Origin of the sequence: Pseudomonas sp. PONIH3, from assembly GCF_002934345.1 — a bacterium.
GTDB classification, from domain to species: domain Bacteria; phylum Pseudomonadota; class Gammaproteobacteria; order Pseudomonadales; family Pseudomonadaceae; genus Aquipseudomonas; species Aquipseudomonas soli.
This window is the reverse complement of the sequence record NZ_CP026386.1, coordinates 2,546,129-2,565,140: the sequence shown is the minus strand read 5'-3', so window position 1 is coordinate 2,565,140 and position 19,012 is coordinate 2,546,129. Positions and strand designations below refer to the sequence as shown.

The 19,012-nt window shown below is 62.3% G+C and carries 20 protein-coding genes; 13 read left to right on the top strand and 7 right to left on the bottom strand.

Going from position 1 to position 19,012, the window contains the following annotated elements; all coding sequences use genetic code 11:
* Complete coding sequence (locus tag C3F42_RS11890) at positions 1 to 2,028, bottom strand: ATP-binding protein (RefSeq protein WP_038707420.1); 2,028 nt, start codon at positions 2,026 to 2,028, stop codon at positions 1 to 3.
* A 37-nt stretch (positions 2,029 to 2,065) separates the two neighbouring features.
* Positions 2,066 to 2,983 (bottom strand): putative 2-dehydropantoate 2-reductase, encoded by a 918-nt coding sequence (locus tag C3F42_RS11885; protein WP_094010213.1) that lies wholly within the window; start codon positions 2,981 to 2,983, stop codon positions 2,066 to 2,068.
* Between the two features lie 100 nt (positions 2,984 to 3,083).
* Between C3F42_RS11885 and C3F42_RS11880 the strand changes: the two genes are divergently transcribed.
* The 3 genes from C3F42_RS11880 to C3F42_RS11870 all read left to right on the top strand — a co-directional run bounded on the left by C3F42_RS11880 (position 3,084) and on the right by C3F42_RS11870 (position 5,962).
* Positions 3,084 to 3,569: a YajQ family cyclic di-GMP-binding protein gene (locus C3F42_RS11880; protein ID WP_011535522.1), complete on the top strand. Its 486-nt coding sequence runs from the start codon at positions 3,084 to 3,086 to the stop codon at positions 3,567 to 3,569.
* 113 nt (positions 3,570 to 3,682) lie between these two features.
* Complete coding sequence (locus C3F42_RS11875) at positions 3,683 to 4,519, top strand: mechanosensitive ion channel family protein (RefSeq protein WP_023631294.1); 837 nt, start codon at positions 3,683 to 3,685, stop codon at positions 4,517 to 4,519.
* A gap of 198 nt (positions 4,520 to 4,717) precedes the next feature.
* On the top strand, positions 4,718 to 5,962 hold the full coding sequence (locus C3F42_RS11870; protein ID WP_104445308.1) for an MFS transporter: 1,245 nt from the start codon (positions 4,718 to 4,720) through the stop codon (positions 5,960 to 5,962).
* 87 nt (positions 5,963 to 6,049) lie between these two features.
* Here the strand turns inward: C3F42_RS11870 and C3F42_RS11865 are convergent, their stop codons facing one another.
* The gene (locus C3F42_RS11865) at positions 6,050 to 7,597 is read right to left on the bottom strand and encodes an AmpG family muropeptide MFS transporter (RefSeq protein WP_023631292.1); all 1,548 of its coding nucleotides are present in this window, start codon (positions 7,595 to 7,597) and stop codon (positions 6,050 to 6,052) included.
* 44 nt (positions 7,598 to 7,641) lie between these two features.
* Positions 7,642 to 7,995 (bottom strand): MGMT family protein, encoded by a 354-nt coding sequence (locus C3F42_RS11860; protein WP_038707422.1) that lies wholly within the window; start codon positions 7,993 to 7,995, stop codon positions 7,642 to 7,644.
* Positions 7,996 to 8,147: 152 nt separating this feature from the next.
* Between C3F42_RS11860 and C3F42_RS11855 the strand changes: the two genes are divergently transcribed.
* The 5 genes from C3F42_RS11855 to groL all read left to right on the top strand — a co-directional run bounded on the left by C3F42_RS11855 (position 8,148) and on the right by groL (position 12,805).
* Positions 8,148 to 9,155: a DUF481 domain-containing protein gene (locus C3F42_RS11855; protein ID WP_023629773.1), complete on the top strand. Its 1,008-nt coding sequence runs from the start codon at positions 8,148 to 8,150 to the stop codon at positions 9,153 to 9,155.
* 133 nt (positions 9,156 to 9,288) lie between these two features.
* Entirely contained in the window at positions 9,289 to 10,014 is a 726-nt protein-coding gene (locus C3F42_RS11850; RefSeq protein WP_023629772.1) for a HugZ family protein, read from the top strand.
* A 66-nt stretch (positions 10,015 to 10,080) separates the two neighbouring features.
* Positions 10,081 to 10,542, top strand: a complete 462-nt coding sequence (locus C3F42_RS11845) for an FxsA family protein (RefSeq protein ID WP_023629771.1) — start codon at positions 10,081 to 10,083, stop codon at positions 10,540 to 10,542.
* A gap of 280 nt (positions 10,543 to 10,822) precedes the next feature.
* Positions 10,823 to 11,116, top strand: a complete 294-nt coding sequence (locus C3F42_RS11840) for a co-chaperone GroES (RefSeq protein WP_003260750.1) — start codon at positions 10,823 to 10,825, stop codon at positions 11,114 to 11,116.
* 48 nt (positions 11,117 to 11,164) lie between these two features.
* Entirely contained in the window at positions 11,165 to 12,805 is a 1,641-nt protein-coding gene (groL, locus tag C3F42_RS11835) for a chaperonin GroEL (protein WP_023629770.1), read from the top strand.
* Positions 12,806 to 12,887: 82 nt separating this feature from the next.
* On the opposite strand, the gene C3F42_RS11830 is transcribed toward groL, so the two are convergent.
* Positions 12,888 to 13,616 (bottom strand): phosphatase PAP2 family protein, encoded by a 729-nt coding sequence (locus C3F42_RS11830; protein WP_104444477.1) that lies wholly within the window; start codon positions 13,614 to 13,616, stop codon positions 12,888 to 12,890.
* 179 nt (positions 13,617 to 13,795) lie between these two features.
* Here C3F42_RS11830 and colR point away from each other — a divergent pair, with 179 nt between their 5' ends.
* The 5 genes from colR (at position 13,796) to C3F42_RS11805 (ending at position 17,511) form a co-directional block, all read left to right on the top strand.
* Positions 13,796 to 14,479, top strand: coding sequence for a two-component system response regulator ColR (gene colR / locus C3F42_RS11825; protein WP_023629768.1), 684 nt, complete (start codon positions 13,796 to 13,798; stop codon positions 14,477 to 14,479).
* Entirely contained in the window at positions 14,469 to 15,788 is a 1,320-nt protein-coding gene (locus tag C3F42_RS11820; protein WP_023629767.1) for a HAMP domain-containing sensor histidine kinase, read from the top strand. The genes colR and C3F42_RS11820 overlap by 11 nt, the downstream gene beginning before the upstream one ends.
* Positions 15,789 to 15,895: 107 nt before the next feature.
* Entirely contained in the window at positions 15,896 to 16,576 is a 681-nt protein-coding gene (locus tag C3F42_RS11815) for a class I SAM-dependent methyltransferase (protein ID WP_094010212.1), read from the top strand.
* A 6-nt stretch (positions 16,577 to 16,582) separates the two neighbouring features.
* Positions 16,583 to 17,284, top strand: coding sequence for a lipopolysaccharide kinase InaA family protein (locus tag C3F42_RS11810; protein WP_023629765.1), 702 nt, complete (start codon positions 16,583 to 16,585; stop codon positions 17,282 to 17,284).
* Entirely contained in the window at positions 17,281 to 17,511 is a 231-nt protein-coding gene (locus C3F42_RS11805; RefSeq protein ID WP_023629764.1) for a hypothetical protein, read from the top strand. The genes C3F42_RS11810 and C3F42_RS11805 overlap by 4 nt, the downstream gene beginning before the upstream one ends.
* Positions 17,512 to 17,568: 57 nt before the next feature.
* Here the strand turns inward: C3F42_RS11805 and C3F42_RS11800 are convergent, their stop codons facing one another.
* Together C3F42_RS11800 and C3F42_RS11795 are read right to left on the bottom strand one after the other, a co-directional pair.
* Positions 17,569 to 17,955, bottom strand: coding sequence for a carboxymuconolactone decarboxylase family protein (locus tag C3F42_RS11800; RefSeq protein WP_023629763.1), 387 nt, complete (start codon positions 17,953 to 17,955; stop codon positions 17,569 to 17,571).
* Between the two features lie 10 nt (positions 17,956 to 17,965).
* Positions 17,966 to 19,009: a calcium/sodium antiporter gene (locus tag C3F42_RS11795; RefSeq protein ID WP_038707423.1), complete on the bottom strand. Its 1,044-nt coding sequence runs from the start codon at positions 19,007 to 19,009 to the stop codon at positions 17,966 to 17,968.
* Positions 19,010 to 19,012: the final 3 nt, after the last annotated feature.

Below are 19,012 nucleotides of genomic sequence, written 5' to 3'. Positions count from 1 at the left end.
TCATGTCTCCGTGTTCAGGGGGGCCGGTTGGGCCTGGTTCAGGGGCAGGCGCAGGGTGAAGCAGGTACCCTGGCCGGGGGTGGACTGCACTTCCATCTGCCCCTTGTGGTTGTTGGTGATGATGAAATACGACACCGACAGGCCCAGGCCGGTGCCCTGGCCGATCTCCTTGGTGGTAAAGAATGGCTCGAAGGTGCGCTTGCGCACCGTCTCGGGCATGCCGACGCCGTTGTCCTCGACCTGGATTTCCGCCCAGGGCGGGTTGAGCCTGGTGCGCAAGGTGATACGCCCAGGCTCGCTGGGTTGCGGGCGCTGGTGGATGGCCTGGGCGGCATTCTTCAGCAGGTTCAGCAGCACCTGCTCCAGTTCGTTGGCGGTGCAGGGCACCGGCCCCAGCTGTGGGTCGAACTGGCGGACGATGGCCTGTCCCTTGAAGTCGAAGCCGATGGCCAGGTCGAAGTCATTGCCGGCAATCTCCACCGCCTGGTCGATCAACGCCGGCAGGTCGCAAGGGACTAGCTGGCGGTTGCTGCGGCGGCTGAAACTGAGCATATGAGTGACGATCTTCGCGGCCCGCGCGCCGGCTTGCTGGATGCCGTCGAGCAACTGTGGCACCTCGCGGCTGGCCAGGTAGCGATTGATGGTCGGCAGGTCGATGCCCAGCTCGTTGGCCTGCTCCTGATTGCGCGGCAGGTCCGGCGACAGACGGCGGCGGATGTTCTGCACGTTGTGCAGGATCGCGCCCAGCGGGTTGTTGATCTCGTGTGCCATGCCGGCCGCCAGGCCGCCGACAGAGAGCATCTTCTCGGATTGCACCATCATTTCTTCCAGCGATAGACGCTGGGTGATGTCGTCGATACGGATCACCACGCCGCGTCCGCCACCGCCCATCAGCGGGTAGAAGGTCAGCGCGTAGTGACGCAGGTCCTCGCCCTTTGGCCAGGTGACCCGCTCGATCTTGGCCACCCGGTGTTTCTCCACGCTCTCCTTGAGCTGCGGCAGGAACGGCTTGAGCGGCTCGAAGGCGAGGAAGATCGGTTGGTTCAGCGCTTCGTCCAGCGGTGTCCCGGAGAGTACCGTGGCCTCGTGGTTCCACTGGGTGACGTAGAGCTGTTCATCGAGGGCGATCAGCGCCGAGGGCATTGAGTCGATGATGCTGTTGAGGTAGTTCTGGAAACCGGTGAGCTTTTTCTCGATCTTGCTGCGGACCTGGACTTCCAGCTCCAACTTGCGGTTGGTGTGGCGGGTTTCCTCAGCCAAGCCCTGGGCCTGGTCGTAGGCGTTTTGGAATTCGTCCCGGGTGCGTTTGAGTTGCTGTTCACGGGCTTCAATGCGCGACAGCATGGTGTTGAACGCTTCAGCCAGGCCGCCGATCTCGTCGTCATTGCCGCGCTGGGCGCGCAGGGCATAGCTCTCCTCACGGGTGACCTGGCGGGTCAGCTCTTCGAGGCGGTTGATCGGCAGTGTGATCAGGCGTTTGATCTGCCGAGCGATGACTAGCCACAGCAGCACGCTGAAAACCAGGATCGCCAGGCTGGCGGAGAGGGTGCCGGTGTAGAACGCGGTGGGCAACTCGCTGCTGGCCACCAGCAGCAGATGTGCGGGTGGGGCGGCGCTGCGCGGCAGGCGGATCAGCTGAGTACTGCGAAACTCCATCAGGCGCCAGCCATCGATGTTGCGGTAGCGCTTGGGCAGGGTCAGCGGGTCGCCATGCTGTAGTTGCGCCAGCAGGCGGCCATCGCCGCCATAGATCGCCGCGGCACGCAGGGGGGCATAGCTGTCGAGTTCCTTGAGCAGCGCGCTGGCGGTCTCCGGTGTGTCGCCGGCGCGGGCCGACAACTGCGGATTGGACACCAGCTTGCCGATGGTCTGCAGGGCCTGGGGGGCCATACTCTCCTGGGTGATCCAGTAGGCGGCGCTGATGAATGCCAGGTTAGCCACCAGCAGAATGGTCACCAGCAGCACCAGCAGGGCCGCCAGCAGTTTCTGCCCGACCGGGAGGTTTTCCAGGCGTTGACGCAGGGTCATGGGTCTGAGTGTGTCCGTTTCCGATGAATGGGCAGGATCAGTCGCTGCGCAGGCCGCGGGCCTGCAGGTTATCGACAAGGCGTCGGTGCAGGTGTTCCAGTTGCGGCACTGCCAGGCCGTGTCTGCCGGCGGCACGGCAGGCGTGGCCGAGCAGGTAGTGGACCTCGGTGCGCCGGCCATGGCGGACATCCTGGTACATGGAAGAATAGTTGGCCGCGGTGGCCAGGATCACTCGCTGTACTTCCTCGTGCAGGTCGCTGGCCGCTTCGGGCTGGCCGCAACGATGCAGCAGGTTGACCAGTTCGTCGCACAGCGGGTCGACTTCGGTCAGGTGCCCGAGCAGGCCGCCATTCTGGCAGTCGTGCAGTACCGTCAGTGGGTTGATCGCACAGTTGAGCGCCAGTTTGCGCCACAGGCGAGCAGGGATGTCGAGCGCCCACTCGGCCGGTATGCCGGCCTCGTGCAGGTCGTCGAACCAGGTCGGCATGCCCGGGCTGGCCGGATCACCCAGCCAGTTGAATCCGTGGCCGGCAAAGCGAACCTGCCAGTCGGCTTCGCGGAACGCGCCCTCGGTGCTGGAGGCGAAGATGCAGCGGGCGTGGGGCACCTGCTCGGCGACCTCGTCCTGGCTGCCCAGGCCGTTCTGCAGCAGTATCAGCTCGGCGCCATGGGCCAGCCTGGGGGCCAGGCGCGCCACGGCAGGCGCGGCGTCATAGGCCTTGCAGGCGACCAGCAGGCGATGGATCGGGCCGGGCGCGTCGAAGCTCTCCGCGGGGATCGCATAGTGGTGCTGGACATCCTGCTCCATCAGGGTCAGCCCGCCCTTGCGTTCATAGGCGGCCAGGCGCTGCTGGTCGCGCAGGATAAGGCGGACTGCCTTGCCCGAGCGGGCCAGGCGGCAGGCCCAGAGGCTGCCGAGGCTGCCGGCGCCGAGAATATGCCAGGTGCTGCTCATCTGCGTTTCGCAACCCGTTATAATGAGTCCGCATTTTAACCATCAAACCCGACGCGCTCCATCTTCAGGCCGAGCGCGCTTTTTTTTCTGGAGATCAACCATGCCTTCGTTCGACGTGGTATCGGAACTGGACAAGCACGAAGTGCAGAACGCTGTCGACAACGCCATCAAGGACCTCGACCGTCGCTACGACTTGAAGGGCAAGGGCACCTTCGAGTTTAAGGACAAGGAGCAGACCGTGCTGCTGACCGCCGAGGAGGAGTTCCAGCTCGAGGCCATGCTGGAAATCCTGCGCCTGGCACTGGTCAAGCGCAAGATCGACGTCAAATGCCTGGAAACCAAGGATCCCTACGCTTCGGGCAAGGAGAAGAAGCAGGAAGCCAAGTTCCGCGAAGGCATCGACAAGGACCTGGCCAAGAAGATCGTTGCCACCATCAAGGACGGCAAGCTCAAGGTCCAGGCCGCCATCCAGGGCGAGCAGGTTCGCGTCACCGGCAAGAAGCGCGATGACCTGCAGGAGGCCATTGCCTTGCTGCGCACCAAGGAATTCGACATGCCGCTGCAGTTCAACAACTTCCGCGACTGATCGTACAGCGGCCCGGAACCTTGATGGCGCATTGATGTCCATCGGGGTCAGGGCCGCTGGCTTTGCGCTGCCCGCTTCACTGTGTACTTGCCGTTCGGCATCAGGAGATAAACATGGATTTGAACGCTGAAGTCGATCAGCTTGTTCGCCAATCGCAGACCTGGGTTCCCTTGATCATGGAGTACGGTAGCCGCCTGTTGCTGGCGCTGCTGACGCTGGCCATCGGCTGGTGGATCATCAACAAACTCAGCGCCCGTCTCGGCAAGCTGGTGGGCCTGCGCGCCGACGCCGCACTGCAGGGCTTCATCAGCACCCTGGCCAATATCGTGTTGAAAGTGCTGCTGATGGTCAGCGTGGCGTCGATGATCGGTATCGAGACCACCTCGTTCGTCGCCGCCATCGGTGCCGCCGGCCTGGCTATCGGCCTGGCCTTGCAAGGCAGCCTGGCCAACTTCGCCGGCGGCGTGTTGATCCTGATGTTCCGCCCCTTCCGTATCGGTGACTGGATCGAGGCCCAAGGGGTCAGCGGTACCGTGGACAGCATCCAGATCTTCCACACCGTGCTGCGCACTGGCGACAACAAGACCGTGATCATGCCCAACGGCAGCCTGTCCAACGGCATCATCACCAACACCAACCGCCAGCCGACCCGTAAGGTGGTGTTCGACGTGGGGGTGGATTACGACGCCGACCTGCAGAAGGCTCGCAATGTACTGCTGGAGCTGGCCCAGGATCCGCGTGTACTGCAGGACCCGGCGCCGCAGGCGGTGATTTCGACCCTGGGCGACAGTTCGATCACCGTGTCGCTGCGCATCTGGACCAAGACCGCCGACTATTGGGACGTGATGTTCATGCTCAACGAACATGCCCGTGATCGGCTCAAGGCCGAAGGCATCGACATTCCCTTTCCACAGCGAGTGATTCGCGTGGTGCAGGAGACCGTGGCGTAACATAAGCGTCCGCGAAATCGGGGCCGCTTCGCGCCCCATCGCCGGCAAGCCGGCTCCCACAGGGTCAACAGTCAACCTGTGGGAGCCGGCTTGCCGGCGATGGGGCGCGAAGCGGCCCTGTTTTTTACACTTGTTCACAGCCAGGCGCTGCCATATCTGGCATACACCCTGATCTTGCCTGCCAATCCGATGTCCGCCATGAAACCTCTGCTGTATATCACTCCCCTGCGCGCCCTGCTGTTCGGCCTCACCCTGGCGCTGTTCGAACTATTGACCTATCTGGCGAGCGACGCGGTCATGCCCGCCATGCCGGTCGTGGTCGGCGATCTCCAGGCCAGCCCCGAATACATTCCCCATGCCCTCAACCTCTACCTGCTGGGTGGCGTGCTGCTGCAATGGCTGATCGGCCCGTTGGCCGACCGCTATGGCCGGCGCCCGCTGTTGCTGGCGGGCTGTGTGTTCTTCGGGGGGGCGTGCCTGGCAACCTTCTGGGCCCAGGATATCGGTGTGTTCAACCTGCTGCGGCTGTTGCAGGGCATCGGCCTGGGTTTCGTCGTCACAGTCAGCTACCCGGCGCTCAACGAGGCATTCAGCGAGGCCGACGCGGTGCGCATGATGGCGCTGCTGGCCAACATCGCGCTGCTGTCGCCGTTGCTTGGCCCACTGGTGGGCACCCTGATGCTGCAGTGGCTGGACTGGCGGTGGCTGTTCGTGGCCTTCGCCGGCGGCGCGGTGCTGTGCTGGCTGCTGCTCTACCGGCTGATGCCGGAAACTCTGGGGGTGGAGCGCCGCGACGGCTCGTGCCTGCCGTTCACGCCCATTCATCTGCTGCCATTGCTGGCAGGTTATGGCCAGTTGCTGGGCAATCGTCGTTTCGTGGCCGGTAGCGCGGCGCTGGGACTGGTAGGTTTGCCTCTTATTGGCTGGATCGGCCTGTCACCTGTGCTGCTGATCCATGATGAAGGCCTGAGCACGATGGAATACGCGCTTTGGCAATTGCCGGTGTTCGGCGGGCTGATCCTGGGTAACCTTATCATCAACCGTATCGCCGATCGCTACCCGCTGCCGGCCTTGGTGCGTGGCGCTCTGTGGCCTTACCTGGCTGGCTTGTCGCTGATGGCCCTGGCAACCTGGCTCTGGCCAACGGTGACCAGCGTGGTTTCCGGCATGTCGCTGTACGCCTTGGGGTTGGGCGTGGCCAACGCGGTGCTGTACCGCATGACGCTGTTCTCCAGTGAGCAGAGCAAGGGCCTGGTGTCGGCGATGCTGGGCATGATCACCATCGCTTTGCTGGGATTGGGCGGTGCGGTGTTGGCGATGCTGGGGGGCGGTGCCAGCCTGATGCACTTTGCCCTGGCTGCGGGCGTGGCGGGCGCGCTTGCGCTGTGGCCCTTGTGGTTCGTGGTAGGCGGGCGTTCGGGGGACGGAACTGCGACACAGTAGAAACATCGCGGGGCAGGCCCGCTCCCACGCAGTCCTCAGACTGAATACGTGGGAGCGGGCTTGCCCCGCGATGAGGCCAGTGAAGGCCTAGTGTTGTTCAGCCGCCGGGCTCTCCACCGGCGCCGGCTTTCCCCGACCGACTTCCTGGCGCCAGTGCAGCGCGATCAGCACCAGCGTCGGCACACCCAGCAGCGCGGTGACCAGGAAGAAGTCGTGATAGCCGAACTTTTCCACCATGACCCCGGAATAGCCGCCGATCAGGCGTGGCAGCAATAGCATGATCGAGCTGAGCAGGGCGTACTGGGTGGCCGAGAACTTCAGGTTGGTCAGGCTCGACAGGTAGGCGACGAAGGCCGAGGTGGCAAGCCCCGAACTGAAGTTGTCCAGCGAGATGGTGACCACCAGCATTTCCAGGTTCGGGCCCATGTCGGCCAGCATCAGGAACAGGATATTGGTGGCTGCCGAGGCCGCGCCGCCGATGAACAGGATCGGCAGGATGCCGAAGCGCACGATCAGCAGGCCCCCGGCGCCGGCGCCGACCAGGGTCATGATCAGGCCGAAGATCTTGCTGACGCTGGCAATCTGGTCCTTGGTGAAGCCCATGTCGATGTAGAACACGTTGGCCATCACGCCCATCACCGTATCGGACATGCGGTAGGTGGCGATCAGCCCAAGCAACAGCAGCGCCTGCCAACGATAGCGCACGATGAAGTCGTTGACCGGCGTGAGTACCGGCGCCAGGCCGCGACGGCCAAGGGATGACAGGCAGGCCCAGGTCAGCAGCACATAGAGGATCAGGCGTAGGAAGGCCCGATCTTCGAGCAGCAGGTCGAGCATGGTCGCGTCGCCGAACGCCACGCTGCCCCAATCGGTGTTGAACATCTGGGTGAAACTTGCCGGCACCGAGACCAGCAGGATGATCAGTACGAACACCGACGCCAGCTGGTGCATCAAGCCATAGCGCGCGGCCGACAGCTGGGTGCGCAGGGGGACCGGCGGCTCACGCATCACCAGGGTGGTGAACACGGCGGGCAGCATCAGCACGCCGAACAGCACGTAGGTGCCGGTCCAGGCTTCGTGCAAGTAGCTGAAACCGGTGGAGCCGAACCACTCGGCGAAGAACAGCGCACCGGCAGTGGCCAGCAGTGCGGCGACCCGGTAGCCGGCCATGTAGCTGGCGGCCAGGGCGGCCTGGCGCTGGTCGTCGGCAATCTCCAGGCGGTAGGCGTCGACGGCGATGTCCTGGGTGGCCGAGGCGAAGGCCACCAGCACTGCCAGGGCGACAAGCCACGACAAGTGTTTCTGCGGATCGCAGAAGCCCATGCCGACCAGCCCTAGCACCACCAGGACCTGCGACAGCAGCAGCCACGAACGGCGCCGGCCCATGCCGCCGAGCAGTGGCAGGCGCCACTGGTCGAGCAGCGGCGACCAGACCCATTTGAAGGCGTAGGCGAGGCCGATCAGGCTGGCGTAGCCAATAGTCTCGCGGGCCACGCCGGCCTCGCGCAACCATACAGAAAGCGTCGAGAACACCAGCATGTACGGTAGGCCGGCGGCGAATCCGAGCAGCAAAAGCACCAAAGTTGACGGGCTGGCATAGGCAGCGAGCGCAGCGCGCCAGGTTTTACGGGGCATGGGCCAACATCTGCCTCAAGGTTTGCGAAAACAAAGCGCGCACTCTAACCGCTGTGCTCCATCGGACGCCAGCCATGGCGCGCCATATCCACACGATTATTAGCCACATTCACGCCTTCTGCGCGTAGCCGGGCGCGTTGTTCGTCGCCCGAGGGCGTGCCCAGGGCCAGGCTCAGCCTGCCACCCGCGCCCAGCACCCGGTGCCAGGGCAGGCGAGTGTCCTGCGGTAGCTGCGAAAGTGTGCGCCCCACCCACCGCGCCGCGCGGCCAAGGCCTGCAAGCTCGGCCAGTTGCCCGTAGCTGACGACTTTTCCCTCCGGTACCTGGCCGAGTACAGAATACAGCGCCATTCGTCGGGCATCTGCATCTTGCGCCGCAGCTGGATCGAGGGCGCACATCAGGAGATCCCTGTCCTGCAGATGAAACCGGACAGAAGGTCGCGGCAAATGCGAGTGGAACTCATCGGCATGGTCTGGGTCTGTCCTTGCTCAGGTTGTCGGTATCTGGATAATGCCCGGCTTTTTCGTCGAATCGAACCCATATTGCGCTTATGTCTTCTAGAACCCTGCTGTGTTTCATCGCTGCATCCCTTTGTACGCCCGTGCTCGCTGACACCGTGTGGATGAAGAACGGTGACCGCCTGAGCGGCAAGATCAAGGTCTTCGATGGCGGCAAGCTGCTGCTGGAAACCCCCTATGGCGGTTCGATCGCCTTGGATTGGAAACAGGTGAAGACGCTGGAAAGCGATCAGGAACTGCTGGTCAAGCAAGATGCGTACAGCGGCGAGAAGGCCAAGTCGCTGAAAGCCGCTGAACCCGGCAAGGTGACTCTGGCCAATGGCGAGGCGCCAAAGACCGTGGAGCTGGCCAGCATCGAGCAGATCATGAAGCCGCGCCCCGTGGTCGAAGACTTCCTGTGGAAGGGCAACGTCGATGTGGCGATGGACTACAAGCGCGCCGAGAACAACACCGACGACTATGACGTCAGCTTCAAGACCACCGCCCGTCATGGCCGTTGGCGGCACAACGCCGAGGGCGAGTACAACCGCGAGACCAAGGACGATGTCACCACCACCAATAACTGGAGCGCCGAGTACGCGCTCGACCGTTTCATCACCGAGAAGTGGTTCTGGCAGGGGCGCCTGGAATACAAGCGTGACCATATCGAGGATCTGGCCCGCCAGCGCACCGTCGGTACCGGCCCGGGTTATCAGTTCTGGGACGACGAACTCGGCGCGTTCTCGCTGGGTTCGCTGATCAACCGCACGGACTTCGAGTACCGCGATGGCGGCAAGGACAATTTCTATTCCGCCGCGGTGAAATGGGACTACAACCGCTACCTGATCGGCAAAAAAGTCGAGTTTTTCACCAATGGCGAGTTTGGCAAGCCGCTGGGCGGCGTCGCCGACTACTCGCTGGATGCCGAGATGGGGCTGCGTTACAAAGTCACGGAGTGGGCCTCGCTCAACCTCAAGGCCGAAAAGGACCTGATCAAGGGCACCCGCGACAGCGATCTGGACAAAACCCGCTATACCGCCGGATTCGGCGTTACCTGGTAAAAACAGGCGTTAGCAGTAAGCTACAAACGGCAAGCAAGCGTCGTGTGTGCGGTCTCAACGGACGGTGCCGCCTTGCTTTTTCTTGTCGCTTGTAGCTTATAGCTTGCAGCTGATTTTTTCAGGAGCCTCTCCAGTGAGTACCAACGCCCTTCGCCCCGCCCGGGAACTGCTGCTCAAGGAATACCGCGGTGTCCTCTCCACGCATTCCAAATCGATGCCAGGGTTCCCATTCGGCTCGGTGGTGCCGTATTGCCTCGACGCCGACGGTCATCCGCTGATCCTCATCAGCCGCATCGCCCAGCATACCCATAACCTGCAGCGGGATCCCAAATGCTCGCTGTTGGTGGGTGAGCGCGACGCCGAGGATGTCCAGGCAGTCGGGCGGCTGACGGTAATGGCCGAGGCCCGCAAACTCACTGACGATGCCGCTATCGAGGCTGCTGCGAGTCGCTACTACCGGTATTTCCCCGAATCTGCGAACTACCATAAGGCTCACGATTTCGACTTCTGGGTGCTTGAGCCAGTACGCCACCGCTACATCGGTGGTTTCGGCGCGATCCACTGGCTAGATCAGGTGACGCTGGCCAATCCCTTTGCGGGCCAAGCCGAACAAAGCATGATCGAGCATATGAATGACGACCATGCCAATGCTATTGACCACTATGCAAAACTGTCAGGGCTACCGCGTTCGGCACACATGGTTGGTATCGACAGCGAGGGCATGCACTTGCGTATAGGCCAGGGCATCTACTGGTTGCCTTTCCCCACTACTTGCAACACCCCGACACAAGTTCGCGAGGCCTTGGTTTCGCTGGCTCGTGCGGATGTATGGCCCGGTTCGTCGCAAGGCGAGGGTTGAAAACCTGCGTCGAGGCATCCATCTGATGGTCTTACAGGAAGATTCTCTTCCGTCGAGGAACCCTTGATGCGTGCTTTTCTATTGCTGTTACTGCTTTTCCCCGTGCTGGAGCTGTTCGTCTTCGTCAAGGTCAGTGCGGCAATCGGTTTCTTCCCGGCGCTGCTGCTGATCATCGCCGGTTCCGCCCTTGGGGTGCTGGTGATGCGCGTTGCTGGCCTGGCCACCGCCCTGCGTGCCCGGGAGAGCCTGCAGCGCGGCGAACTGCCAGCCGAGGACATGTTCCAGGGCTTGATGCTCACCGTCGGTGGTGGCCTGTTGCTGCTGCCGGGCTTCATCAGTGACTTGCTGGGCCTGCTGTGCCTGCTGCCGTTCACTCGACGCCTGGTGGTCGGTCGGCTGCGTCGCCGCGCCGAAGAGCAGGCCCTGCGCCAGCGGGCGTTCCAGGACGATCCGCTCCAGGCCCAGCCCCGCGATGGCGGGCATCGTCCGAATGTGATCGAGGGCGAGTACGAGCGACGCGATAAATAATACCCAGGGTGTGTTGCAGGAGCGGGCTTGCCCCGCGATGGCTGAAGCTGTCGCGAGGCAGGCCCGCTTTTGCGATGGGGGGCTGAAAATTTTTCCTCTCAAGCCTTGTAATCGATTTTGGCGGCCTCATGTATGTGGTCACCGCAAGGTTTCTGGTGGCAACACCAGACATGACACAGGTGGTTCGCCATTTGCGGGCCATCCCCGGCAACGCCGGATCGAATCAACCCGCCGGTGCTGGCACCGGCCGATGAAAACCACAATTTGGGAGAGATCGACAATGAAGCTTCGTCCTCTGCATGACCGCGTCGTCATCCGTCGCAGCGAAGAAGAATCGAAAACCGCTGGCGGTATCGTCCTGCCGGGTTCGGCCGCTGAAAAACCAAACCGCGGTGAAGTCGTTGCGGTAGGTACCGGTCGCATCCTGGACAACGGCGAAGTACGTGCGCTGGCCGTGAAAGTGGGTGACAAAGTGGTTTTCGGCCCTTACTCGGGCAGCAACACCGTGAAAGTCGATGGCGAAGACCTGCTGGTCATGGCCGAGAACGAAATCCTCGCCGTCATCGAAGGCTGATTTCCCCGACTTCCCGTTACTCCAAAGAATTCCAAGGATTAAACGATCATGGCTGCTAAAGACGTAAAATTCGGCGATTCCGCTCGTAAGAAAATGCTGGTTGGTGTCAACGTTCTGGCTGACGCGGTAAAAGCGACCCTGGGCCCGAAAGGCCGTAACGTGGTTCTGGCCAAGAGCTTCGGCGCGCCGACCATCACCAAGGACGGTGTTTCCGTCGCCAAAGAAATCGAGCTGAAAGACGCCTTCGAGAACATGGGCGCCCAGTTGGTCAAGGAAGTTGCTTCCAAGGCCAATGACGCTGCCGGTGACGGCACCACCACCGCCACCGTTCTGGCTCAGGCCATCGTCAACGAAGGCCTGAAGGCCGTCGCTGCCGGCATGAACCCGATGGACCTCAAGCGCGGCATCGACAAGGCCACCGCTGCCGTTGTCGCCGAGCTGAAGAACCTGTCCAAGCCATGCGCCGACTCCAAGGCCATCGCCCAGGTAGGTACCATCTCCGCCAACTCCGACAACTCCATCGGTGAAATCATCGCCGAAGCCATGGAAAAAGTCGGTAAAGAAGGCGTGATCACCGTTGAGGAAGGCTCGGGCCTGGAAAACGAACTGTCTGTCGTCGAAGGCATGCAGTTCGACCGTGGCTACCTGTCGCCGTACTTCGTCAACAAGCCGGATACCATGGTGGCTGAGCTTGAAGGCGCGCTGCTGCTGCTGGTCGACAAAAAGATCTCCAATATCCGTGAGCTGCTGCCGGTACTGGAAGCTGTAGCCAAAGCCGGTCGTCCGCTGCTGATCGTTGCCGAGGACGTCGAGGGTGAGGCCCTGGCTACCCTGGTGGTCAACAACATGCGTGGCATCGTCAAGGTCGCCGCAGTCAAGGCACCAGGCTTCGGCGATCGCCGCAAGGCAATGCTGCAGGACATCGCTGTCCTGACTGGCGGCACCGTGATTTCCGAAGAGATCGGCCTGTCCCTGGAAACCGCCACCCTGGAGCACCTGGGTAACGCCAAGCGCGTCATCCTTTCCAAGGAAAATACCACCATCATCGACGGTGCTGGCGAAGAGTCCGACATCCAGGCGCGCGTTACCCAGATCCGTGCCCAGGTTGCCGACACTACCTCGGACTACGACCGTGAGAAGTTGCAAGAGCGTCTGGCCAAGCTGGCTGGCGGTGTTGCCGTGATCAAGGTCGGTGCAGGCACCGAAGTCGAGATGAAAGAGAAGAAGGCTCGCGTTGAAGACGCCCTGCACGCTACCCGTGCAGCCGTTGAAGAAGGCGTGGTGCCTGGCGGCGGTGTTGCCCTGGTTCGCGCCCTGGCGGCCATCGTTGACCTCAAAGGTGACAACGAAGACCAGAACGTCGGTATTGCCCTGCTGCGTCGCGCAGTCGAAGCGCCGCTTCGCCAGATCACTGCCAACGCCGGCGACGAGCCAAGTGTTGTCGCTGACAAGGTCAAGCAAGGTTCGGGCAACTACGGTTACAACGCCGCTACCGGCGAGTACGGCGACATGATCGAGATGGGCATCCTGGACCCAGCCAAGGTCACCCGTTCGGCCCTGCAAGCCGCAGCTTCGATCGGCGGTCTGATGATCACCACCGAGGCCATGGTTGCCGACCTGCCGGAAGACAAGCCAGCTGCTGGCATGCCTGACATGGGTGGCATGGGTGGCATGGGCGGCATGATGTAAGCCAGCCTTACCCCCGGTACCAAGAAGAAGCCCCGGTTCGTGAGAACCGGGGCTTCTTCGTTTTCCTTGTCCCTGCCAGGGATCAGGCTGCGCTGCGCTCGACAGCAGGTAGCTTGGTCGTCGCGTGGCGATACAGAATCAGGTAGTACGACCCCAGCCCGATTAGCCAGCAGAACACCGCTGTCCACACGTTGTGTGACAGGAAATGCGCGCCCTGCATCATCCGCCCGATCGACAGCACCGACCCGGCGACGAAGGCCACTGCCAGCGCGACCCGGGCCAGACGTGGCTTGCGGTCACGCAGCATGAAGAACAGGCCGAACAGGCAGAACCCGGTCGCCGCATGCCCACCGGGCCAGCACAGGCCAGGCTTGTCGGTGGCCGGACGGGCTTCGAGCAACTTGCTGTAGGTCTCCTTGCCACCGAACTGCGTCAAGCTCCAGGGGCACTGCACCTGGGTAACCTTCTTAAGTGGCGTGACGAAGGCCGTCGACAGCGCCAGCGCCAGTACCAGGCAGCCTAGCTCGCGGCGCCAGCCCGCCACTCGGTTCCAGAAGAAGCTCAGGGCGAACCCGGTCAATGCCAGCAGACCGAACAGGATCACACCCTGCTTGACGCGGTCATGCAGGATGTTTTCCAGCAGATAGCTGTGGCGGCCAATGAATCCGCCGGCGGTCGGTTCGTAGAACAGGTTGGCAAGGTCCATGTCCAGCGAAGTCCATTCCAGCAAAACAAGGGTCACGACAGTGATAAACGGGATGCCCATGTAAAGCCATGGGTTGATCGGACGAGGGGAGACGCTAGCCTGCATGGTGACTCCAGAGGGTGGACGAGACGGTGCATTGTCCTCGGGCCGCTATCCTGTGTCCGTGAATGATCGGTGAAAAAACTGTCAAGGCCGGTGTTTTAGCTTCAGGGCATGGCACCATGCGCGCAATGGCCGTAAGCTGCGCCTGCCGCGCCCGGCGAAGCGCCGCAAAGGAGATCTTGATGCGCATTCTTTTGGTTGAAGACAACCGCGATATTCTGGCCAACCTGGCCGACTACCTCGGCATGAAGGGCTACACCGTCGACTGTGCCCAGGATGGCCTGTCTGGCCTGCACCTGGCCGCGACCGAACACTACGACCTGATTGTGCTCGACATCATGCTGCCGGGCATCGACGGTTACACCCTGTGCAAACGTCTGCGCGAGGATGCCCGCCGCGACACCCCGGTGATCATGCTCACCGCCCGCGACCAGCTGGACGACCGCCTGCAAGGCTTCCGCTCGGGCGCAGACGACTACCTGCTCAAGCCGTTTGCTTTGTCGGAGCTGGCCGCGCGCATCGAGGCAGTGCTGCGCCGTGCCCAGGGGGGCGGCCGGCGCACCTTGCAGGTGGTCGACCTGACCTACGACCTCGACACCCTCGAGGTGACCCGCCAGGGCCGTCTGCTCAAGCTCAACCCTGTGGGTCTGAAACTGCTGGCCGTACTCATGCAGAAGAGCCCCCATGTACTGCGCCGCGAAGTACTGGAAGAAGCCTTGTGGGGCGATGACTGCCCCGACAGCGACAGCCTGCGCAGCCACGTGCACCAGCTGCGCCAGGTGATTGACAAGCCTTTCGAAAAACCGTTGCTACATACCGTCCATGGCGTCGGCTATCGCCTCGCCGAGGGCCGTGATGGAGTTTAAGCAGAGCCTTGCCCAGCGCATCATCATCGCCTTTGCGCTGATGAGCGCGCTGGTGGCCGGGGCCTTTGCCTTCGGCATTGTCGCCACAGTGCACCTGGTTGAAGAGCGGTTGATCTCTTCTGTGCTCGGTGGCGACTTGCAACGCTTGCTGCGCATGGACAGCGTCAGCGACTGGAGCCACCGGCCGCGTCCCGACCAGTTGTTCTACTTCAGCGGCGGGCGCGACGATTTCGAACTACCCAAGGACCTGCGTCACCTGGATGCAGGTTTTCACGAGGTATTTCGTGATCAGCTCTCGTACCACGCGATGGTCGAGATCGTTGACGGCCGACGTTATGTGCTGCTGCAGGATCAGAGCGACTTCGAAGAGCGCGAGCGAGTGTTGTTCGCCGTTGTCGTGGTCGGTTTCGTGCTCAGCCTGGCCCTTGCGGTGATTCTCGGCTGGCTGCTGGCGCGACGTGTGATGGCACCGGTGATCCGTCTGGCGCGCCAGGTCCGCCACCGTGACCAGTTGCTGGGATTGGCGCCGCCATTGGCACCGGATTATGCGGCGGACGAGGTCGGCCAGTTGGCCGTCGCTTTCGACGATACCCTGGGCCGCCTGCGTGATGCGTTGACCCGTGAGCGCTTGTTCACCAGTGATGTCAGCCACGAGCTGCGAACGCCGCTGATGGTCCTGGCCACTTCGTGCGAGCTGTTGATGGAGAACCCCAATCTCGAACCCCGTGCTCGCAGCCATGTCGAGCGTATCGTCCGGGCGACCGAGGAGATGCGCGAATTGGTCAAGACTTTCCTGATGCTCGCCAGGGCGCAGCGAGACGAGGGCGCTGTGGCCTCACGGGCGTCGCTGCGCGAGGTAGGTGACGACTTGATCGGCGTTTGGCGCGACACCATCGAACAGAAGGGACTGGCGCTGTATTACGACGGCCGGGTAAGCGCCAGCCCGGTGCTGTACAACGCTACATTCCTGCAGTCGGTGATGGGCAACCTGTTGCGCAATGCCGCCCACTACACCGATAGCGGTTATATCCGTCTCAGCCTGGAGGCCAATGGCTTCAGCGTGGAAGATAGTGGGGTAGGAATCCCTGAGGAGCAGCGCGAAGCGATGTTCCGGCCCTTCGTGCGAGGCGACGAGCGTCGGGGCGAAGGGTTGGGGCTGGGCCTTTCACTGGTGCAGCGCATCTGTGACGACCAGGGCTGGCGCGTGACCCTGACGACAACGCTGCCCCATGGTTGCCGTTTCCGGGTCGACCTGAGCCAGGGAGCCCCACTGCCGCCGGGACCCGACGGGATATTGGATCCGGATTAACTTCCGGTAACACCTGCTGATTTTTCCTACGGATTTTTCACATAGGCATGACCTGACGCCAACGTCCGCCTGCATAAGGTGGGCGCACTGGAGTCAGGAGATGCCCAATGCGTAGCCCCATCAAACTCGAATTCTCGGAAAAATACGACCGGGATCATGCTCGTCAGTATTTTCTCAAGCACCAGGATGGCCTGGCTCGGCGCCTTTCCCACCAGCGCGACGAACAACTGGCGCGACGAGCCCTGGCGCTTGCCGGCGAGCCGGGGCTGGTGCTCGATCTGCCCTGTGGTGCAGGACGGTTCTGGCCTTTGCTGGCGGAAAAAGCCAACCGGGTCATCATCGGGGCAGATAATTCTGCCGCGATGATTGAGACAGCCTGTGCGGCACAACCGCCAGAGATCGTCAAGCGGGTACGGCCCTTGCAGACTTCCGCCTTTGCGATCGATCTGCCGGACAACGCGGTGGACAGCATTTTCTGCATGCGCCTGTTCCATCACATAGGTGATCCCGCGCATCGAAAGACAATTCTCTCTGAATTTCAAAGGGTTAGCCGTGATAGTGTGATTTTGTCGTTGTGGGTGGACGGCAATTTCAAAGCTTGGCGTCGGCGCAAGCTTGAGGCTCGGCGCAGCCTCCGGGCTGCGCAGGACAGCTACCAAAATCGATTTGTGTTACCTGCGGCTACAGTGGAAGAAGAGTTTTCCTCAGCTGGCTTCAGAATCCAGGAACGTCTCGACTTTCTGCCGTTCTATGCCATGTGGCGAGTTTACGTATTGCGCAAGGGGTAAAGGGTCATGGCGGTAGCGCAGCATCAATCCAGACAGTTCGATTTTTACTGGCAGCAGCAAGGGGAATGGGTCGAGGAACCCAACCAGCGGCGTGGCGGCGAGAGCGGCGTGCAACGACTGAGTGATGACCACGGCCACATGCTGTATGCGAAACGCCAGGTCGGGCATATCTACCGCAGCCTTCTGCATCCCTTCGGGCGCCCCACGGTGTTGCGCGAACTTGATGCGTTGCACAGTTTCGAGCAACTGGGCGTGCGGGTACCCCGTATCGTCTATGCAGGTGCCGAGCGTGACGCCGATCACCAGTGGCGTGCGTTGCTGGTCAGTGAAGCCCTAGACGGCTTTGTCGATCTTGACACCTGGCATGCCTCGGGGGCTCGCGAGCGATACCCACAGGCAGTGCAAGAGCGCATGTTCAAGGACCTGGCCGACAATCTGGCGCGCATGCACCTGGGCCATTGGCAGCATGGTTGCCTGTATGGCAAGCATGTGTTCGTCAAGGTATATGGCGAAGGCGAGCAGGCCCGGGTGGAGGTCGCATTGCTGGATTTGGAGAAATGCCGTCGGCGCATCAGTTGCCAGCGGGCGGCGTACAACGACCTGCGTCAATTGCGTCGCCACTCGTCGTTCAGTGAAGCGGAGTGGCAAACCTTGCTCTACTTTTACCAAATGGCGTTTGGCAGCGCTGTCAAAGGTTTAGGGCAATGAAACTAGAAATCGCTCGAGCTTTGTTCCTGGTTGCGGCGTTAGCGGTGACTACCGCAGCGGCGGCGGCCTGGGAGCAACCGCGGCCCATGGTGTTCAGCAAGGCCGGGGAGGGTGGGCAGTGCCCGTTGCCTCGTGTGGTGAAGGCTGACCAGGCGCAGGCTCAGCCAGATCATGATCTTTTACTGTTTCTGTTCGGAATGAGCCAGGGCCTGCGGCCGGTTGGTTGAGGCAGGTCGTCTTGACGGGCGCCAGGGGATCTCCATGAGCCTCTGGCGTTTCGCCGTTTAATCCGCGGTACTCGCCTGATAGCTGTCGATCACTTCCTGCGCCGCGCGAAACGCATCGATCGCCGCCGGCACCCCTGCATACACCGCGCAATGCAGCAACGCCTCGCGAATCTCCTCGACCGTGCAGCCATTGTTCAACGCCCCACGTACGTGGCCCTTGAGTTCCTGCGGGCACTTGAGCGCGGTCAGAGTGGCCAGGGTGATCAGGCTGCGGGTCTTCAGCGGCAACCCGTCGCGGGCCCAGACGCTGCCCCATGCATGTTCGTTGACGAAGTCCTGCAGCGGTTGGGTGAACGCCGTTGCGTTGCCCAGGGCGCGATCGACGAACGCATCGCCCATCACCTGGCGGCGAATACGTTCACCCGTCTGTTTCGTGTCGGCCATGTTGTTTTCCTTAGTGTTGGCGGCGCCAGGCGCGGATCGTCGTGTAAAGCAGCACGACCCCGAGCACCGGCATTACATAGAACAGCATCAGTTGTTCGAGGCGTCCGGCCAATGGCAGGCCGGTGGTGAAGGTCACCACGTGCAGGCCGTAGGCCAGGTAAAGACACAGGAATACCAGGCCTTCGGCGCGGGTTACCCGGTAGCCTGAATAGAATACTGGCAGGCACAGCGCGGCGACGCCGAGCATCACCGGCAGGTCGAAGTCCAGTGCATTGGGTGAAATCGACAAGGGAGCGGGTGCGGTCACTGCCGTCAGCCCCAGCACCGCCAGTAGGTTGAATAGGTTGCTGCCGATCACCGTGCCCACGGCGATCTCCCGTTCGCCACGCAGGGCCGCGATCAGCGCGGCGGCCAGTTCCGGCAGCGAGGTGCATACCGCAACCACGGTCAGGCCGATGATGCGTTCGGACAGGCCCAGGTCGGTCGCCACCTCGACGGCTGCCTCCAGTACCAGGTAACCCGCCAGGCTCAGCAGCCCCAGCCCCAGGAGAATCTGCAGCAGTGCCCCGCTCCAGAAGCGCAGCGGGCTGGCGTGCTTGGTGCATGGCGCCGGGTAGGTGCGGGCGTAGTGGCGCGACTGATGCCAGAGCATGGCCAGGTAACCGGTCAACCCGAGCAGTAGCAGGCCGCCTTCGAGCCGCCCCAGTTCACCGTTGAGCGCGAGCAGGTATACCAGGGCGCTGGCGAGGATCATCAATGGGATATCCAGGCGCACCAGCTGGCGTGACACACGCAGCGGAATGATCAGTGCGGCAAGGCCCAGGATCACCAGCACGTTGAAGATGTTGCTGCCCACGACGCTGCCCACAGCGACATCCGGCGCGCCCTGGTAGGCGGCTTGCAGGCTCACGGTCAGCTGTGGCGCCGTACTGCCGAAGGCGACCAGGCTCAGGCCAATGATCAGAGGGCGCACGTGCAGGCGGCTGGCCAGGCGCAGAGCGGCGCGTACCAGTAGCTCGGCACCAAAGATCATCAGCAGCAGGCCCAGGCCCAGTTG

What these genes read in the sequence shown, in the direction of transcription:
- C3F42_RS11890 (WP_038707420.1), bottom strand. Translation starts at nt 2,028, where the DNA reads ATGACCCTGCGTCAACGCCTGGAAAACCTCCCGGTCGGGCAGAAACTG.
- C3F42_RS11885 (WP_094010213.1), bottom strand. Translation starts at nt 2,983, where the DNA reads ATGAGCAGCACCTGGCATATTCTCGGCGCCGGCAGCCTCGGCAGCCTC.
- C3F42_RS11880 (WP_011535522.1), top strand. Translation starts at nt 3,084, where the DNA reads ATGCCTTCGTTCGACGTGGTATCGGAACTGGACAAGCACGAAGTGCAG.
- C3F42_RS11875 (WP_023631294.1), top strand. Translation starts at nt 3,683, where the DNA reads ATGGATTTGAACGCTGAAGTCGATCAGCTTGTTCGCCAATCGCAGACC.
- C3F42_RS11870 (WP_104445308.1), top strand. Translation starts at nt 4,718, where the DNA reads ATGAAACCTCTGCTGTATATCACTCCCCTGCGCGCCCTGCTGTTCGGC.
- C3F42_RS11865 (WP_023631292.1), bottom strand. Translation starts at nt 7,597, where the DNA reads ATGCCCCGTAAAACCTGGCGCGCTGCGCTCGCTGCCTATGCCAGCCCG.
- C3F42_RS11860 (WP_038707422.1), bottom strand. Translation starts at nt 7,995, where the DNA reads ATGTGCGCCCTCGATCCAGCTGCGGCGCAAGATGCAGATGCCCGACGA.
- C3F42_RS11855 (WP_023629773.1), top strand. Translation starts at nt 8,148, where the DNA reads ATGTCTTCTAGAACCCTGCTGTGTTTCATCGCTGCATCCCTTTGTACG.
- C3F42_RS11845 (WP_023629771.1), top strand. Translation starts at nt 10,081, where the DNA reads ATGCGTGCTTTTCTATTGCTGTTACTGCTTTTCCCCGTGCTGGAGCTG.
- C3F42_RS11840 (WP_003260750.1), top strand. Translation starts at nt 10,823, where the DNA reads ATGAAGCTTCGTCCTCTGCATGACCGCGTCGTCATCCGTCGCAGCGAA.
- groL (WP_023629770.1), top strand. Translation starts at nt 11,165, where the DNA reads ATGGCTGCTAAAGACGTAAAATTCGGCGATTCCGCTCGTAAGAAAATG.
- C3F42_RS11830 (WP_104444477.1), bottom strand. Translation starts at nt 13,616, where the DNA reads ATGCAGGCTAGCGTCTCCCCTCGTCCGATCAACCCATGGCTTTACATG.
- colR (WP_023629768.1), top strand. Translation starts at nt 13,796, where the DNA reads ATGCGCATTCTTTTGGTTGAAGACAACCGCGATATTCTGGCCAACCTG.
- C3F42_RS11820 (WP_023629767.1), top strand. Translation starts at nt 14,469, where the DNA reads ATGGAGTTTAAGCAGAGCCTTGCCCAGCGCATCATCATCGCCTTTGCG.
- C3F42_RS11815 (WP_094010212.1), top strand. Translation starts at nt 15,896, where the DNA reads ATGCGTAGCCCCATCAAACTCGAATTCTCGGAAAAATACGACCGGGAT.
- C3F42_RS11810 (WP_023629765.1), top strand. Translation starts at nt 16,583, where the DNA reads ATGGCGGTAGCGCAGCATCAATCCAGACAGTTCGATTTTTACTGGCAG.
- C3F42_RS11805 (WP_023629764.1), top strand. Translation starts at nt 17,281, where the DNA reads ATGAAACTAGAAATCGCTCGAGCTTTGTTCCTGGTTGCGGCGTTAGCG.
- C3F42_RS11800 (WP_023629763.1), bottom strand. Translation starts at nt 17,955, where the DNA reads ATGGCCGACACGAAACAGACGGGTGAACGTATTCGCCGCCAGGTGATG.